At 71.5% G+C, this 15,862-nt stretch carries 16 protein-coding genes; 10 read left to right on the forward strand and 6 right to left on the reverse strand.

The features are described 5' to 3' along the window. Nucleotides 1-85: 85 nt before the first annotated feature. The gene (locus C8E97_RS36725; protein WP_342776272.1) at nt 86-427 is read right to left on the reverse strand and encodes a GIY-YIG nuclease family protein; all 342 of its coding nucleotides are present in this window, start codon (nt 425-427) and stop codon (nt 86-88) included. Between the two features lie 28 nt (nt 428-455). Here C8E97_RS36725 and C8E97_RS32735 point away from each other — a divergent pair, with 28 nt between their 5' ends. Further along, entirely contained in the window at nt 456-1,382 is a 927-nt protein-coding gene (locus C8E97_RS32735; RefSeq protein WP_121010052.1) for a phosphotransferase enzyme family protein, read from the forward strand. A gap of 1 nt (nt 1,383) precedes the next feature. Here C8E97_RS32735 and C8E97_RS32740 read toward each other — a convergent pair whose 3' ends face one another. Beyond that, entirely contained in the window at nt 1,384-2,055 is a 672-nt protein-coding gene (locus tag C8E97_RS32740; RefSeq protein WP_484336686.1) for an NsdA family TPR-like regulatory protein, read from the reverse strand. Here C8E97_RS32740 and C8E97_RS32745 point away from each other — a divergent pair. From C8E97_RS32745 to C8E97_RS32760, 4 genes are all read left to right on the forward strand, one after another. Then, complete coding sequence (locus C8E97_RS32745) at nt 1,996-2,301, forward strand: hypothetical protein (protein WP_246019302.1); 306 nt, start codon at nt 1,996-1,998, stop codon at nt 2,299-2,301. The genes C8E97_RS32740 and C8E97_RS32745 overlap by 60 nt on opposite strands. Continuing rightward, on the forward strand, nt 2,273-2,482 hold the full coding sequence (locus C8E97_RS32750) for a helix-turn-helix transcriptional regulator (RefSeq protein WP_121010055.1): 210 nt from the start codon (nt 2,273-2,275) through the stop codon (nt 2,480-2,482). Before C8E97_RS32745 ends, C8E97_RS32750 begins: the two co-directional genes overlap by 29 nt. Before the next feature lie 441 nt (nt 2,483-2,923). Beyond that, entirely contained in the window at nt 2,924-3,100 is a 177-nt protein-coding gene (locus tag C8E97_RS35055; RefSeq protein ID WP_170212061.1) for a hypothetical protein, read from the forward strand. Continuing rightward, complete coding sequence (locus C8E97_RS32760) at nt 3,100-3,864, forward strand: site-specific integrase (protein WP_121010061.1); 765 nt, start codon at nt 3,100-3,102, stop codon at nt 3,862-3,864. The genes C8E97_RS35055 and C8E97_RS32760 overlap by 1 nt, the downstream gene beginning before the upstream one ends. A 218-nt stretch (nt 3,865-4,082) precedes the next feature. Here the strand turns inward: C8E97_RS32760 and ddaH are convergent, their stop codons facing one another. Further along, entirely contained in the window at nt 4,083-4,961 is an 879-nt protein-coding gene (gene ddaH, locus C8E97_RS32765; protein WP_121010064.1) for a dimethylargininase, read from the reverse strand. 75 nt (nt 4,962-5,036) lie between these two features. Here ddaH and C8E97_RS32770 point away from each other — a divergent pair, with 75 nt between their 5' ends. The 4 genes from C8E97_RS32770 to C8E97_RS32785 all read left to right on the forward strand — a co-directional run bounded on the left by C8E97_RS32770 (nt 5,037) and on the right by C8E97_RS32785 (nt 9,629). Further along, nucleotides 5,037-5,477 carry an Lrp/AsnC family transcriptional regulator gene (locus C8E97_RS32770; RefSeq protein WP_121010067.1) on the forward strand — a complete coding sequence of 147 codons (441 nt, stop codon included), beginning with the start codon at nt 5,037-5,039 and terminating at the stop codon, nt 5,475-5,477. Between the two features lie 10 nt (nt 5,478-5,487). Beyond that, on the forward strand, nt 5,488-6,249 hold the full coding sequence (locus C8E97_RS32775; RefSeq protein WP_121010070.1) for an enoyl-CoA hydratase: 762 nt from the start codon (nt 5,488-5,490) through the stop codon (nt 6,247-6,249). 510 nt (nt 6,250-6,759) lie between these two features. Continuing rightward, nucleotides 6,760-8,580 (forward strand): 2-oxoacid:acceptor oxidoreductase subunit alpha, encoded by a 1,821-nt coding sequence (locus C8E97_RS32780; RefSeq protein WP_121010073.1) that lies wholly within the window; start codon nt 6,760-6,762, stop codon nt 8,578-8,580. Next, nucleotides 8,577-9,629 (forward strand): 2-oxoacid:ferredoxin oxidoreductase subunit beta, encoded by a 1,053-nt coding sequence (locus C8E97_RS32785; protein ID WP_121010076.1) that lies wholly within the window; start codon nt 8,577-8,579, stop codon nt 9,627-9,629. The genes C8E97_RS32780 and C8E97_RS32785 overlap by 4 nt, the downstream gene beginning before the upstream one ends. Before the next feature lie 90 nt (nt 9,630-9,719). Here the strand turns inward: C8E97_RS32785 and C8E97_RS32790 are convergent, their stop codons facing one another. Next, nucleotides 9,720-12,104 carry a sunset domain-containing protein gene (locus C8E97_RS32790; RefSeq protein ID WP_121010079.1) on the reverse strand — a complete coding sequence of 795 codons (2,385 nt, stop codon included), beginning with the start codon at nt 12,102-12,104 and terminating at the stop codon, nt 9,720-9,722. Between the two features lie 199 nt (nt 12,105-12,303). Here C8E97_RS32790 and rarD point away from each other — a divergent pair, with 199 nt between their 5' ends. After that, on the forward strand, nt 12,304-13,230 hold the full coding sequence (gene rarD, locus C8E97_RS32795) for an EamA family transporter RarD (RefSeq protein ID WP_246019303.1): 927 nt from the start codon (nt 12,304-12,306) through the stop codon (nt 13,228-13,230). A 41-nt stretch (nt 13,231-13,271) separates the two neighbouring features. On the opposite strand, the gene C8E97_RS32800 is transcribed toward rarD, so the two are convergent. Together C8E97_RS32800 and nuoN are read right to left on the reverse strand one after the other, a co-directional pair. After that, nucleotides 13,272-14,273 carry a polyprenyl synthetase family protein gene (locus C8E97_RS32800; RefSeq protein WP_121010085.1) on the reverse strand — a complete coding sequence of 334 codons (1,002 nt, stop codon included), beginning with the start codon at nt 14,271-14,273 and terminating at the stop codon, nt 13,272-13,274. A 19-nt stretch (nt 14,274-14,292) separates the two neighbouring features. Then, nucleotides 14,293-15,861: an NADH-quinone oxidoreductase subunit NuoN gene (nuoN, locus tag C8E97_RS32805; protein WP_121010088.1), complete on the reverse strand. Its 1,569-nt coding sequence runs from the start codon at nt 15,859-15,861 to the stop codon at nt 14,293-14,295. Between the last annotated feature and the right edge of the window lies 1 nt (nt 15,862).

The following is a 15,862-nucleotide window of genomic DNA, read 5'->3' on the forward strand; positions in this document are numbered from 1 at the left end:
CCCTTGGTGTTCCACGTCTGTTCCACAAGCCGTGAACCACTAGGCACTGGTGCCGCGTTGTGCTTCCGCGTCGACGGCGGAGCGGTCAGCCGGCGATGGGGAGGTTGCGTGCGGCGGCCTTGTGCTGCGCGCGCAGCGCCTTGAGCGTGGCGTGATAGGGGTTGTGGGCGTTGTGCTCCAGGTTGAGCGGGAGCACTTCGCCGGTGATGAGGGCGTGCTCCAGCTTCCAGGGCTCGTCCTCGGCGAGGAAGGCCACGCGGGCGTGGGCGCCCATCCAGTCGCTGAGCTTCGCCTCCCCGGCCGGAGGGTGCCCACACCCTCCACACCGACAAGCCGCACAGCGCCCGACGCCACTTCCACGAAGACGGCGCCGACGTCCGCATCCTCTGGCTCTCCGAACCGCCATCCGACCCCACCACCAGCGCATCCCAGGCAGACGGCGGAGCGCACGTGCGATGATCGGCCGCAATGACGCGAACGAGAGGGCCAACGACTTGACCTCCCGGTTCGATGAGCAGACGGCTCGGGACGCACTTGGCCAAGCCTGTACGGCTGCGGACGTGGAGTGCGTCAACCCGCGACTCCTCCGCCTAGGCGAGAACGCCATCTTCCGGCTCAACGGCCTGGTGGTCCGCGTAGCGCGCGGCCCGGCGCACTGGGACGACGCGGTCAAGGAGGTCAACGTGGCCCGCTGGCTCAGCCAGGCGGACTTTCCCGGCGCCCGTCTCGCCGACCTGCCGCAACCTCTCCTGATCCGGGATACGTACCCGGTGACGTTCTGGAACTTCATCGACGGACCCAACGGCGGTCCAAGCGACATCGACACCTTGGCGGCGCTGCTCAACCGCTTGCACAAGCTTCCCCGCCCCAAGACGTTCGAGCTGCCCGAACAGGAACTGCTGTCAAAGATCGAACCGCGAATCGACACGGCCCCGATCGAGCCGGACGACAAGCGCTTCCTGCTCCAGCTCTGCGACCGGCTGAAGGGCGAGATCGCCGAACTCGACTACGAGTTGCCTGCCGGACCAGTGCACGGGGACGCGCACGTCCAGAACCTGATGTTCACGGGCCACACCCCAACGATGATCGACTTCGAGGCGGTCTCCTGGGGACAGCCCGAGTGGGACCTGGGCCTCACCGCGACGGAGTACGAAACAGCAGGCTGGTGGACCGCCGACCAGTACCAAGAGTTCACCGACTCCTACGGCTACGACGTCACCCAGTGGGACGGCTTCCCCGTGGTGCAGGCGACCCACGAACTCAAGATGACGACGTGGATCATGCAGAACGTCGAAACCTCCGACCGGATCGCCCAGGAGTACGCGACCCGCATCGCGACGCTTCGACGGCGGGAGAACATCGGCAGGTGGAGCGCCTTCTAGGTCACGCCACCCGCGAGAGGACGACGGCCGTCCCCAACGTAATCGACGGGTAGTGCTGAAGGATGCGCTCGGCCAGCTGCCCCAGCAGCGGGTGTCCGCCATGCGACTCCGTCAGTGCGCTGTAGAAGTCGGTCAGGTACCGGACGTACCGGCTGGACTGGAGCGGCCCGGCCATGTCGACCGCGTCCATCGCCAGCGCGGCGGCCTCGTCCAAGTCGCCGTTGGTCAGCGCCCCTGCCGCGCTGACCATGCCGATGAACGCCCTGGTCCTCAACGGCGTCTCCCCCGACGCCACCGCCAGTTCCGCGAACCGCCGGGCCTCGGCGGGACGTCCCAGGTCACGGAATCCGTGTGCTGCTTCGCCCGCCAGCTCGGCGGCGTCGAAGTAGCGGACCCACTCGGGCTCGCCGTTGGGGTCGTGGGCCTCGAAGGCTCGTTCCGCCCTGGTCAAGACCTGCGCGAACATCTTGTGGTCCCCGCTGCTCGCAAGCGCTCGCGCCTCCATCACGAGGAACATTGCCTGCACCGCCGGAGTTGCGACTCCCTGACCTGCCGACTGGGCGGCACGGGCGAGTTGGACCGCATCGGCGTGGCGCCCCAGGTAGTTCGCCTGGTGGCTGAGGTTGGCCAGCAGGCGCCCACCGATGATCGAGTCTCCCGCCTCGCGGGCCAACCGAAGCCCTTGCAGGAAGTACCGCTGAGCGGCGCCTACCGCGCCGCCGAAGTCCTCGAACGCCTCGGCCCCGAACCCGAAACCGTCGTGGTCGTCAACGACTGGACCTATACGGGCTCCGGCCACGCCAACGACGCCGAACGCGAACCGGCAACGGCACTCGCCGACCGCCTCCGCTCACGACGCCAACGCGAGTACGCACGAGAGGGGGACACCCATGAACCTGCCACCGCTACCCGACCCTGACGCCCTGCTGATCGTGGGCGAGTTCTGCGCCAGGCTCCAGATACCCAAAGACACCTTCTACAAGTGGCGGCAGATCCCCGGTGCCACCTCGGTCGCGCACAAGCTCCCGAACGGTTCGCTCCGCATCTCCGGCGCCGACTTCAACGACTGGCTGACCGGCCTGAGGAGTGAGGCCGCGTGAACCTCACCTACAAGGTCAACATCTGGAGCTGAAGACCCTCAAGCCGGACAAGAACGGCCGGAAACGCCCTCGGCCTTACGGCGTCCGATGGATCACCGCAGGTCAGGAACACTCCGAGTGGTACCGGACCAAGACTTTGGCCGATCGGCGGCGTAACAAGCTGATCAGTGCCATGGAGGCGGGCGAGCCATTCGACATCATCAGCGGCCTGCCGAAGTCGGAAGCAGAGAAGCGGTCGGCACGGTCGTTGTTGCGGCTGGCTCAGGAGTTCATCAGCCACGAGTGGGGGGCGGCGCCCAACACCAGGAAGCGGAACGTGGACACGTTGGCGGTTCCGGTGGCGGCGTTCGTCACGGCGGTCAAGAGTGCGCCGGACGCCCGGGTTCTGCGGCGGACTTTGACCACTCACCTACTTGTCCCACCGGACGCACGGACCGGCCGATGACGCCTGAAGAGGACGCCGCAGCGCGTTGGATCGAAGCGGCATCTCGACCCGTCCGGGAGTTGGACAAGATCGAGATGGGCTCGCTGCTCCGGTCGCTCGGACGGAACCTCGACGGCGAGCCGGCTGCCGACTGCCGACTGGACGGACTCGGCGAGGAACGCTCCACAACCTGATGAACTTCGCCGTCGACGCCAAAGAGTTGACGTTCGACCCGGTGACCAGGAACCGGGCGAGTCTCCAGCGCGGCGACGCCGAACTGGACCCTCGGGTGGTGCTCAATCCGGCGCAGGCGCGCAGTTGCCTCGCTGCGGTGACGTACGCGGGCCGCAAGCCGGGCATGTTCGACTACCTCCACGGCTTCTTCGCGACGATGTACTACGCCGCGCTGCGGCCCTGCGAGGTCAACCGGCTGCGTGAAGAGGACTGCAAGCTGCCGGAGTCCGGCTGGGGTGAACTGCTGCTGGAGAAGTCGGCGTCACGGGCACCCAGTCGCTTTGTCGATTCGGGCGAGAAGTGGGAGGAACGCAATCTCAAGCGGCGGGCACAGGGCGCCGCGCGGCCGGTACCGATCCCTCCCCAACTCGTCGCCGTCCTCCGCCGGCACCTCGACACGTTCGGGACCACCGATGACGGGCGGCTGTTTCGAGGGCTGAAGACGGGCGCGCCGGTCGGTGCCTCGGTGTACTGCGATGTGTGGCGCAAGGCCCGGCTGATCGGACTGAGCCCCCAGCAAGCCCGGTCGCCACTGGGAGCCGATCCGTATGACCTTCGTCACGCGACCGTCTCGACCTGGCTCACGGCCGGGGTCTCCCCTGCGGAGGTCGCCGAACGGGCCGAGCACACCGTCGAAGTGTTGCTCAAGGTCTACGCGAAGGTCCTGGACGGGCAGCGGGAGGTGTCGAACCGCCGGATTGACGAGCTGTTGAGCGATGGCTGAGCGGCACGTTCAGGCAGGTAGAGCCGACGACCAGGCCCCCGGTGATGATCTCGCTGGGGGCCTTCGTTGTTCCGTGCATGTTCCATGAGCGGTGGCAGACGACCGCAGTAAGTGACAGTCACTGGCCTATAGCCAAACGGGCATGATTGGCGTTTGCGCTGGTCAGCATGGCTCTACCGCGTTGACCAGCGCGGACCGCGAACCGCGAAAGGCCCGTTTCAGTCCCGCAGTTCCATCGTGCAGCACTTCGGGCCGCCGCCGGACTTCCTCAGTTCCGAGATGTCCACGTACACGGGCTCGAAGCCGCGGCGTGCCACCTGCTCGCCCAGGTTGGTCGCCTCCACCGGCAGGATCACGTGCCGCCCGTCCGACACCGCGTTCAGGCCCAGGCAGGCCGCGTCCTCGGCGTTCGCGATGACCGCGTCGGGGAACAAGCGGCGCAGTGCCTGGCGGCTCCCGGGGGAGAACGCGTCCGGGTAGTAGGCGATCAGGTCGTCCGCCAGCACGAACAGCGCCACGTCGAGGTGGTAGTAGCGCGGGTCGACCAACTGCAGCGAGATGACCGGCACGCCCAGCACCTCCTGCGCCTCCGAGTGCGCCAGGGGGTCGGTGCGGAAGCCCGTGCCGGCCAGCAGGTACTTCCCGGTCCACGTGAAGTCGCCCTCGGCCTCGTTGGTGCGTTCCGGCATCACGACCGTCGAGTAGCCGTTGGCCAGGAACCAGCGCCGGAAGTGGTCGGCTTCCGCCGCCCGCTGCTCGGCGCGGAAGCGGGCGCCGAGGACCCTGCCCTCGATGACGGTGCCCGAGTTGGCCGAGAAGACCATGTCGGGCAGGCCCGGCACCGGTTCGATGACCTCCACCCGGTGGCCCAGGCGCTCGTAGGTCTCCTTCAGCTCCGTCCACTGCGCCAGCGCCAGTTCGGTGCTGATCGGTCGCGTCGGGTCCATCCACGGGTTGATCGCGTACTCCACCGTGAAGTGCTCCGGCGGGCACATCAGGTACCGACGGGTGGTCGGCACGCGCACGGGGACCTCGGGCGTGGTGACGCCCAGCACGATCGGCTCGTCGCCGGGGCCGAGGAGGGAGACCGATGTCATGGATCGAAGGGTAAATAGCCCCTCGACCAGCGAACAATGCCGCAGTATTGCGTCTGATGGTACAGAATGTTGCGTGTGGACTCGATTGACCAGCGGATCATTTCGTGCCTGATGGCCAACGCCCGCTCCAGCTACGCGGACATCGGGAAGGAGGTCGGGCTGTCCGCGCCCGCGGTGAAGCGGCGGGTGGACAAGCTGCTCGACACCGGCGTCCTGCGCGGCTTCACCGCCGTCGTGGACCCGGAGCAGCTCGGCTGGGGCACCGAGGCGTTCGTCGAGGTGCACTGCCGGGGCAACGTGGCGCCCCACGACATCAAGCAGCGCCTGGAACCCATGCCCGAGGTGCGGGCCGCCTACACCGTGTCCGGGGCGGCCGACGCGATCGTCCACCTGCGCGCCGCGAACATCCACCACCTGGAGACGGCGCTGGAGCGGCTGCGGGCCGTCGAGATCATCGACCGGACGGTCTCGACCGTGGTGCTGTCCCGCCTCCTGGACCGCCCGCCCGCGCCCTAGAGTCGCGGCCATGTCCCAGGTGCTGTTGGAACGTTCCGGCCGGGTCGGCGTCATCACCGTGCACGACCCGGACCGGCGCAACGCGTTGACGCTCGACCTGTCCGACCGGCTCGCCGCGGCGGTCCGGGCCTGCGAGCAGGACGCCGACGTGCACGCCGTGGTGGTCACCGGCGCGCCGCCCGCGTTCTGCGCGGGCGCGGACCTCACCGTGCTGGGCGAGGCGCGCGAGGAGGGGCTGCGGCGCATCTACGGCGGCTTCCTGGCGGTGGCGGACTGCGCGCTGCCGACGATCGCGGCCGTGGGCGGCGCGGCGGTGGGCGCCGGGCTGAACCTCGCGCTGGCGTGCGACGTGCGGCTGGCCGGGCCGAAGGCCCGGTTCGACGCCCGCTTCCTCCAGCTCGGCATCCACCCCGGCGGCGGGATGACGTGGCTGCTGCAACGGCTCGTCGGCCCGCAGACCGCGACCGCGATGACCCTGTTCGGCCGCGTCCTGGACGCCGACGCGGCCGTCCGGCACGGCCTGGCGTGGGACCGGGTCGACGGCGGCCACGACGAGCTGGTGGCCGCGGCCGTCGAGTTCGCGCGGGCCGCCGCGGACGCGCCGCGCGAGCTGGTCCGCAGCGTCAAGGCGACCATGCGGGCGACCGCCGCGCTGGACGCGCACGCGGACGCCGTGGACGCCGAGATCGGGCCCCAGCTCGTCTCCGTCGACACGCCCGAGTTCGCCGCCCGGCTCGCCGCGGTGAAGGCCCGGATCAGCGGCCGGGGCTGAACCCGCCGCCGACCCTGGACAGACCGCCGGCAGCGGCTGTAACTTCCGGTAACGGTTACCGCTGGGTACACGCGAACGCGCCGCGATTACCGCCCGGTTGGCGCTTGTGACACCTGGTGGGACGGTTCGTTCCAGCCAGTGGTACGGCAGAGACCGGCACGTGTGCGGGCACGACTACCCTCGGAGACAGGGGACGGGGCGATTTGCCTTCAGCGGGCGTGAAGAGAGGGATCGGCGTAGGACATGACTACCGACGTTGGTAACGGCGCCGCGCCAGGTGGCCCTCCGGAGCACACGGGGCCGGGGCAGGCTGGTCCGGGGGGAACGGGTGCGACGGGCGCCGGTCCGGGCGACACCGCTTCGGGTGCCACCCGTCCGGGTGATCCCGGTTCGAGCGGCACCGGCCCGGCGGACCGCGGCGCGCCGGGCGCGGGTCCGGGCGGCAGCGGCGACGCGGGTCCCGGCGGGAACGGCGCCGGGCGCACCGCCACGGTCCGCAAGCTCGACCGCGTGGTGATCCGGTTCGCCGGCGACTCCGGCGACGGCATGCAGCTCACGGGTGACCGGTTCACCTCCGAGGCGGCGGCGTTCGGCAACGACCTCGCGACCCTGCCGAACTTCCCGGCCGAGATCCGGGCGCCCCAGGGCACCCTGCCGGGTGTGTCCAGCTTCCAGCTGCACTTCGCCGACTACGACATCCTCACCCCCGGCGACCGCCCCGACGTGCTCGTGGCGATGAACCCGGCCGCGCTCAAGGCCAACATCGGCGACCTGCCCCGCGGCGGCACGCTGATCGTGAACACCGACGAGTTCACCAAGCGCAACCTGGTCAAGGTCGGCTACGACGCCGACCCCCTGGAGAACGGCTCCCTCGACGGCTACCAGGTGCACAAGGTCGCGATGGCGACCCTGACCATCGGCGCGCTGGAGGAAACCGGGCTGGGCAAGAAGGACGCCGAGCGCGCGAAGAACATGTTCGCCCTCGGCCTGCTGTCCTGGATGTACCACCGGCCCACCGAGGGCACCGAGCGGTTCCTGCGCGAGAAGTTCGCCAAGAAGCCCGCCATCGCCGAGGCCAACGTGCTGGCGTTCCGGGCGGGCTGGAACTACGGCGAGACCACCGAGTCGTTCGCCGTCACCTTCGAGGTCGCGCCGGCCAAGCTCGACCGGGGCACCTACCGCCAGATCACCGGCAACACCGCGCTGGCCTACGGGATCGTCGCCGCCGGGCAGCGGGCCAAGCTGCCGGTGGTGCTGGGCACCTACCCGATCACGCCTGCCTCGGACATCCTGCACGAGCTGTCCAAGCACAAGAACTTCGGCATCACCACGTTGCAGGCCGAGGACGAGATCGCGGGCATCGGCGCGGCGCTGGGCGCGTCCTACGGCGGCGCGCTGGGCGTGACGTCGACCTCCGGTCCCGGCATCGCCCTGAAGTCCGAGACCATCGGCCTCGCGGTGATGACCGAGCTGCCGCTGGTCGTGATCGACGTGCAGCGCGGCGGGCCGTCCACGGGCCTGCCGACCAAGACCGAGCAGGCCGACCTGCTCCAGGCCATGTTCGGCCGCAACGGCGAGTCGCCGGTGCCCGTCGTCGCGCCCCGGTCGCCCGCCGACTGCTTCGACGCCGCGCTGGACGCGGTGCGGATCGCGCTGACCTACCGCACGCCGGTCCTGCTGCTGTCCGACGGCGCGATCGCCAACGGCTCCGAGCCGTGGCTGATCCCCGACGTCGACGACCTGCCGGACCTGTCGGTGGAGTTCGCCACCGAGCCGAACGGGCCGGACGGCGCGTTCTGGCCGTACCTGCGCGACCCGGAGACGCTCGCGCGCCCGTGGGCGCTGCCGGGCACGGCGGGGTTGCAGCACCGCATCGGCGGGTTGGAGAAGGCCGACGGCAGCGGGAACATCTCCTACGACCCGGCCAACCACGACCACATGGTGCGCCTGCGGCAGCGCAAGGTCGACGGTGTCGAGGTGCCCGACGTCGTGGTCGACGACCCGTCGGGCGAGGCGAAGGTGCTCGTCGTGGGCTGGGGCTCGTCCTACGGCCCGATCGGCGCGGCGGCGCGGCGGGTGCGCAAGCTCGGGCTGCCCGTGGCGCACGCGCACCTGCGCCACCTCAACCCGTTCCCGAAGAACCTGGGCGAGGTGCTCTCCCGGTACGAGCGGGTCGTCGTGCCGGAGATGAACCTCGGTCAACTGGCGATGTTGTTGCGAGCCAAGTACCTGGTGGACGCCATCAGCTACACCAAGGTGCAGGGACTGCCCTTCAAGGCGGAAGAGCTGCAGGACGTGCTCGCCGATGTGATCAAGGGAGTGTCCCAGTGACTTCGACCGATCTCGGTCTGCCCGGCCTGGGCGGCCTCGCCGGGGTTCCGACCGCCCTTGAGCCGCAGAAGGCCAAGGACTACAAGTCCGACCAGGAAGTGCGCTGGTGCCCCGGCTGCGGCGACTACGTCGTGCTCAACGCCGTCCAGTCGTTCCTGCCCACGCTGGGGCTCAAGCGCGAGAACATCGTGTTCGTCTCGGGGATCGGCTGCTCCTCGCGGTTCCCGTACTACATGAACACCTACGGGATGCACTCCATCCACGGGCGCGCGCCCGCCATCGCGACCGGGCTCGCCGTCGCGCGGCCGGACCTGTCGGTGTGGGTGGTCACCGGTGACGGCGACGCGCTGTCCATCGGCGGCAACCACCTCATCCACACGCTGCGCCGCAACGTGAACCTGAAGATCCTGCTGTTCAACAACCGGATCTACGGGCTGACCAAGGGCCAGTACTCGCCCACCTCCGAGGAGGGCAAGGTCACCAAGTCCACGCCACTCGGGTCGCTGGACCACCCGTTCAACCCGGTGTCGCTGGCGCTGGGCGCGGAGGCGTCGTTCGTCGGCCGCGCGGTCGACTCGGACCGCGCCGGGCTGACCGAGGTGCTGCGGCAGGCGGCCGAGCACCGCGGGTCGGCGCTGGTGGAGATCTACCAGAACTGCCCGATCTTCAACGACGGCGCGTTCGACGTGCTCAAGGACGCCGAGGAGGCGTCGCGGCGGATCATCCACGTCGTCGACGGGCAGCCCATCACGTTCGGCGGCGGCGAGTACGCCGTCGTGCGCGACGGGTTCGGGCTGGGCGTCGCCAAGACCGCCGAGGTGCGGCCGGAGGACGTGGTCGTGCACGACGCGTCGGACCTGAACCTGGCGTTCGCGCTGTCGCGGCTGTCGACGCAGGACCTCCGGCACACCGTCACCGGCGTGTTCCGCAACGTCGCCCGCACCACCTACGACGACGCGGCGCGCGCGCAGGTGGAGGCAGCCAAGGAGGCCAAGGCACCCGACCTGCGCGCCCTGCTGCGCGGCAAGGACACCTGGACCGTCGCCTGAGGCGTCGACCGACGCGGAAGGCCGCGGCACGCGGAAGGGCCCCTGTCCGGTGGGACAGGGGCCCTTCGGCGTTCTCTCCGCGCCGCGGGTTCAGGGCGCCGGTCGGAAGCCCGCCTTCTCCGCGTCGGCGATGGTGCGGAACCAGACGTCCGCCCTGGTCTCGCGGAAGTTCGCCGACTCGTCGGTGTAGTAGCGGCGACCGGTGAGGGTGGCCTTGACCTGGAAGTCCGGCGCGGGCGCCATGCCGTCGGACTTGGGCAGCACCGAGCCCGGACCGAACGGCGAGCGCGGGTTGAAGCCCTCCGGCTGCTGGTAGCGGGTCGTCGCGCCGGTCGCCGGGCGTCCGCCGGTGCTGGGGCTGAAGCCGACCGGGCGCGGGCGGACCGGCCGGGGTGGCGGCGGGCTGATGGGCTGCGGCGCGGACGGCGCCGGCGGCGGGGGCGGCGGGGTGCGCGGGCTGTTCGCCGGGCGGGTGGGGCGCTGCGGGAGGCCGCTGCCGGTCGAGGCGAGCAGTTCCGGCGCGAGCTTGGGCACGAACGGCTGCTCGTTGGACGGCGCGGCGGGCTTCGGCGGCGCCGGTGGCTCGTCGTCGATGTCCTCGGGGGTCAGCAGGGGCTCGAAGAGGGAACGGGGGCGGGACGCCTCTTCGGGCTTGGTCCGGGCCGCCGGCTTGGCGGGCGCTTGCCGCTTGGGCAGGGGCGCCGGGCGCCGGGGCAGCGGTTCGGCGCGCGGCGGCTCGGGCTCGGCGCGCGGCGGCTCGGGCTCGGCGCGCGGCGGCTCGGGCTCGGCGCGCGGGGGCACGGGCTCGGCGCGCGGGGGCAGGGCCTCGGCAGGCGAAGGCGTGACCGGTGCCGGCTCGGCGTGAGGTGCGGGCTCGGCACGGTGCGGTGCCGGTTCGGCGGGGGCGTGCGCGGGCTCGGGCTCGGCGTGCCGGGGAACGGACTGGACGGGCTCAGCGTGAACGGGTTCGGCGTGGACGGGCTCGGCGTGGACGGGTTCCGGGTGCCGGGGCTCGGGCTCGGGGCGGGCGACCTCGGGCCGCGCCTGGAGCGACGCCGGCAGGGCGTGCTGGGGGGTGGACGGCCCCGGTGCGGGCTCGGTGGGCGGCTCGGCGCTCACCGGCGGGATGAACTCGGTGTGCGGCGTCGACCGGTCCGGGCGGTGCGTGTCGTCCGGGCGGTGCGTGTCGTCCCGGCGGCGCTGGTCGACGGTGTCGTGGCGCTGGTCGACGGAGTCCTGGCGCAGGTCGTCCGGTGTCCGGTTGGAGCGCGGCGTGAACACCGTCTGCTCGGCGGCGTGCCGCCGGTTCCGCTCCGCGGGCGGGGTCGGCAGTTCCGCCCGGATCGCCGGGTACTCGCCGGTCAGGTCGTGGTCCGGCCAGCGCTGGGCGTCCTCCGCCCGCCACGCCGCGCGCGGTTCCGCCGGTGTCCACACCGGCTCGGCCGGCTCCACCGCGGCGGGTTCCACCTCGGCGTGCCGCCCGCCCGCCGGACGGTCGTGTTCCTCGACCCGGACGGGGTCGGGTTCGGGTTCGGGGTCCACCGCCCGGACGCCCTCGGCGCGGTGCCCGCCGGCGGACCGGTGGTCCTCCTCGTCCCGCTCGACGTCGTCGACCTGCCAGAAGGGCTCCTCCCCACCGGCCTCGTCGCGGTCGACCTCCGCGATCGCCTCCGCCAACGCCGTGGCCGGGATGAGGGCGGTCCGCTCGGCGGCGGGCCGCTCCGGCTCGTCCTCCTCCTCCGCGCCGTCGGCCAGGGCCTCGTCCTCGCCGTACACCTCCTGCACGGCGGCCGGCTCCACGCGCCACACCTCGCGCGGCTGGAACGCCTCCACCTCGGGCGGCGCGGTCGGCTCGGGCTGCGGCGGCGCCACCTCGGCCACCGGCACGACCGGCGGGACCAGGCGGGTCTCCTCCTCGGCGGGCAGCTCGTGGCCGGGGTCCGCGGGCTCCTCCGGGCTCAGGCGCTCGAACAGGCTCCGCGGGCGGTCGTCCTCGGTCCCCGGCGAGTCGGGCCGGTGCGCGGAGGACTCGCCGGCGGAGGACGCCCAAGCGGAAGTCGCCTCGACGGCGGGCACCCGGGCGGCGGACGGCTCGGACCGGTCCCCGAACGACCCGGCGCGCGGCCCGAACGGCGCGTCGCGGCGCTCCTCGAAGTCGGACAGCGGGCGGTGCTCGTCGTCGGGCTCCCCGACGACGCCGTTCCGCTCGTCCGGCTTCCGGCCCGCCACCTCGTAGTGCGTGGGCTCCTCCTGGAGCAGGTCCTCCACCGGGTTGCGGTTCTCGGCGTGCCAGTTGTCGAACTCGTCCCGCACGGGCTTGGCCGGCGCGGCCGGGCGCGGCGACGTGAGCAGGCGCTCCTCCAAGTCCGCCAGCTCCTTCTTGACCGGGCGGACCAGCACCAGCCAGGTCAGCGCGACGCCTGCCACGAACGACAGCAGGCTCCACAGCCACACCTGCCCGAAGAGCGAACCCACGGGAGACCCTCCCACTGCACAGTCCTGACACACCCCGACACGCTCCGCTTCCGAGCCTTCACCCGGTAGGGGAAGCGGTGCCAAACTACCCTGGCCGGCCGCCAGGGCGCGTGCAACCGCCCGGACGGTCGCCCACAGTGGAATGGTAGGCCACCCGGCTCGACTGACCAGGCAAAACGGGCGGCGTAGAGTACCCCGCGTGCCGCCGTTGACCCATCACACCGCCGTCGCGGCGGACTCCGGGCACGCCAACCGCGGCGTGGTCTTCGGGGCCGGCGCCTACGTCATCTGGGGCGTGGTGCCCGCCTACTGGCCCCTGCTCGCCCCGGCCGGCGCGGTGGAGATCCTGGCGCACCGCATCGCGTGGTCGCTGCTGGTGATGGTGCTCGTCACGGCCGCCCTGGGCCGCTGGGCCGGCCTGCGGGCGCTGTCGCGGCGCGGCTGGCTGATGGTCGCCGCCGCGTCCGTGCTGATCGCGGTCAACTGGGGCGTCTACATCCACGCCGTCAACACCGGGCACGTGGTCGAAGCCGCGCTGGGCTACTTCGTCAACCCGCTCGTCAGCGTCCTGCTGGGCGTGCTGGTGCTGCGGGAGCGGCTGCGCGCGGCCCAGCTCGCGGCGATCGCCATCGCCCTGGCCGCCGTGGTGGTGCTGGCCGTGGACTACGGGCGGCTGCCGTGGATCTCGCTGGCGCTGGCCTGCTCGTTCGGCCTGTACGGGCTGCTGAAGAAGACGGTGCCGCTGGACGCGACGGCGAGCCTCACCGCGGAGGGCGTCGTGCTGGCCCCGGTCGCGATCGGCTACCTGGTGTGGCTCGGACCGGCGGGCACGTTCCACGACCACGGCGTCGGCCACGCCCTCCTCCTGGTGTCGTCGGGCGTGGTGACCGCCATCCCGCTGGTGCTGTTCGGGGCGGGCGCGCGGCGCGTCCCGCTGAGCACGATGGGGATGCTCCAGTACCTCGCCCCGGTCCTCCAGTTCGCGTGGGGCGTCTTCGTGATGCACGAGCCGATGCCGCCGTCGCGGTGGTTCGGGTTCGCGCTGGTGTGGGTGGCGCTGGCGGTGTTCACCGCGGACGCGCTGCGATCACGCCGCAGGCAGCACCTCCTGGCGCCCGTCGAGTGAGGTCGAGCCGGGAGGTGCCCGCCGCGCGGGACGAGCGGGTTTCAGCGCGACCGGCTGACCACGTACTCGGCGACGGACTCCAGCGCGTCCCGCGCCGCACCCGCCGGCAGGCCGTGCAGCGTGGCCCGCGCACGCGCCGCGTAGTCGTCCAGCGTCCGCCGCGCCCGCACCAGCCCGGACGACGCGCGCAGCAGCGCCAGCGCCTCGTCCACCTCGGCGTCCTCGGTCAACGGCCGCGCCAGCAGCCCCGCCAAGCGCGAGCCCGGCTCGTCGGCCAGCGCGTACAGCATGGGCAGGGTCTTCACGCCCTCGCGCAGGTCCGTACCGGGCGTCTTGCCCGACTCCGACGACGGGCTCGCGATGTCGATCACGTCGTCGGAGATCTGGAACGCCGCCCCGATGATCTCGCCGTACGCGCGCAGCGCCTCGACCTGCTCGGGCGCGACGTCGGAGAACATCGCGCCGAACCGGGCCGCCGTGGCGATCAGCGACCCGGTCTTCTCGGCGATCGTGGTCAGGTAGTGCGACACCGGGTCCTCGCCGGGGCGCGGGCCCAGCGTCTCCCGCATCTGGCCGGTGACCAGCTCGGAGAACGTCTCCGCGATGATCCGCGCCGCGCCCGTGCCCAGGTCGGCGACCAGCGTCGAGGCGTGCGCGAACAGGTAGTCGCCGGTCAGGATGGCGATGCTGTTGTCCCACTTGGCGTTGGCCGACTCCGCGCCGCGGCGCATGGTGGCCTCGTCCATCACGTCGTCGTGGTACAGCGTGGCCAGGTGGGTCAGCTCGACCACCGCCGCCGCCTTCACCACGGCGTCCCGGTCCCACTCGGTCCCGAACTGGGCGGACAGGATGGTGAACAGCGGGCGGATGCGTTTCCCGCCCGCGTCGACCAGGTGCAGCGACGTCTCCGTCACCGGGTGGAACTCGCTCTGCACCGCCTTGTGCAGCAGTTCCTCCACCTCGGCCAGCCCGGCCTGCACCACCTCCGCGAGCACGGGGTCCGCAAACCGGAACCCCGTCCCCGCGCGCTCGCTACTGGTCACGCCTGAAGCCTACGTACCGCTAGAAGACGAAGCCGCCGGCACCCGCCCAATCGAGGGCGAACGCGGGCCAGACGCCCAGCACCAGCGTGATCGCGGCGCCCATCGTGATGGCCACCGTGGTGAACGCGCCGGGCACGCTCACCGTCGGGCCGTCCGCGGCCGGCTCGCTGAAGTACATCAGCACGATGACCCGCAGGTAGAAGAACGCCGCCACCGCCGACGCGATCAGGGCGATCACCACCAGCGGCGCCATGCCGCTCTTCAGCGCCGCCGCGAACACCACGAACTTGCCGATGAAACCACTGGTGAGCGGGATGCCGGCGAGCGCGAGCAGCAGGAACGTGAACACCGCGGCGGTGATCGGCGAGCGCTTGGCCAGCCCGGCCCACTGGGACAGGTGGGTGGCCTCGCCGTCGGCGTTGCGGACCAGCGACACCACGCCGAACGCGGCGATGGTCGTGAAGCCGTACGCCATCAGGTAGAACATCGTCCCGGACAGGCCGTCGTCGGTCAGCGTGATGGAGCCGACCAGCAGGAAGCCCGCGTGCGCGACCGACGAGTAGGCGATCATCCGCTTCACGTCGGTCTGGGTGAGGCCGAGCACCGCGCCGATGAGCATGGACGCGATCGCCACGCCCCACAGCACGCCGTTCCACTCCCAGCTCGACTTCTCGAACGCCACGAACAGCACCCGCAGGATGCCGCCGAACGCCGCCACCTTCGTGCACGCCGCCATGAACGCCGTGATGGGCGTCGGCGCGCCCTGGTACACGTCCGGCGTCCACGCGTGGAACGGGCCGACCGACGCCTTGAACAGCAGGCCCACCACCAGCAGGCCGAAGCCCGCGTACAGCAGCGTGTCGGACCGGTCCGTGCCCGCGGTCGCCGTGGCGATGTCGGACAGCTTCACCGAGCCCGAGTAGCCGTACAGCAGGGCCACGCCGTACAGGAAGAACGCCGACGCGAACGCGCCGAGCAGGAAGTACTTGACCGCCGACTCCTGCGACAGCAGCCGCCGCCGACGGGCCAGGCCGCACATCAGGTACAGCGGCAGCGACAGCACTTCCAGCGCGATGAACATGGTGAGCAGGTCGTTCGCCGCGACGAACACCATCATGCCGCCGAGCGCGAACAGCGTCAGCGGGAACACCTCGGTCTGCATCCCGAACCGGCCGGCCTGGGCCCGGTCCTGGATGGTGCCGGGCCGGACGGCCGCGTCGGCGACGAACGCGCCGCCGGGCTCCACCGAGCGGTCCGCGATGAGCAGCACCGCGCCGAACCCGAGCACCAGCAGGGTGCCCCACAGGAAGATCACCGGCTGGTCGACGGCGATCGTGCCCGCGAGGGTGACCTTGCCCTGGTCGGGCGTGTCGTCGGAGCTGCCGTACCACGCCAGCGCGCCGCCCGCCAGGACGATCGTCAGCAGGGTCAGCACGACCTGGGCGGCCCACCGCTGCGCCTTCGGCAGGAACGCCTCCACGAGCACGCTGAGGCACGCCGCCCCCAGCACGATCAGGATCGGCGCGACCGCCAGGTAGTCGATCTCGGGGGCTTGCAGCCGCTGGGTCTGAGCGAGGAGCGTCTCCACG

The sequence above is a fragment of the Saccharothrix australiensis genome (genome assembly GCF_003634935.1).
Lineage (GTDB): Bacteria > Actinomycetota > Actinomycetes > Mycobacteriales > Pseudonocardiaceae > Actinosynnema > Actinosynnema australiense.

What these genes read in the sequence shown, in the direction of transcription:
- ddaH (WP_121010064.1), bottom strand. Translation starts at nt 4,961, where the DNA reads ATGACATCGGTCTCCCTCCTCGGCCCCGGCGACGAGCCGATCGTGCTG.
- C8E97_RS35055 (WP_170212061.1), top strand. Translation starts at nt 2,924, where the DNA reads ATGACGCCTGAAGAGGACGCCGCAGCGCGTTGGATCGAAGCGGCATCT.
- C8E97_RS36725 (WP_342776272.1), bottom strand. Translation starts at nt 427, where the DNA reads ATGCGCTGGTGGTGGGGTCGGATGGCGGTTCGGAGAGCCAGAGGATGC.
- C8E97_RS32750 (WP_121010055.1), top strand. Translation starts at nt 2,273, where the DNA reads ATGAACCTGCCACCGCTACCCGACCCTGACGCCCTGCTGATCGTGGGC.
- C8E97_RS32760 (WP_121010061.1), top strand. Translation starts at nt 3,100, where the DNA reads ATGAACTTCGCCGTCGACGCCAAAGAGTTGACGTTCGACCCGGTGACC.
- C8E97_RS32775 (WP_121010070.1), top strand. Translation starts at nt 5,488, where the DNA reads ATGTCCCAGGTGCTGTTGGAACGTTCCGGCCGGGTCGGCGTCATCACC.
- C8E97_RS32735 (WP_121010052.1), top strand. Translation starts at nt 456, where the DNA reads ATGATCGGCCGCAATGACGCGAACGAGAGGGCCAACGACTTGACCTCC.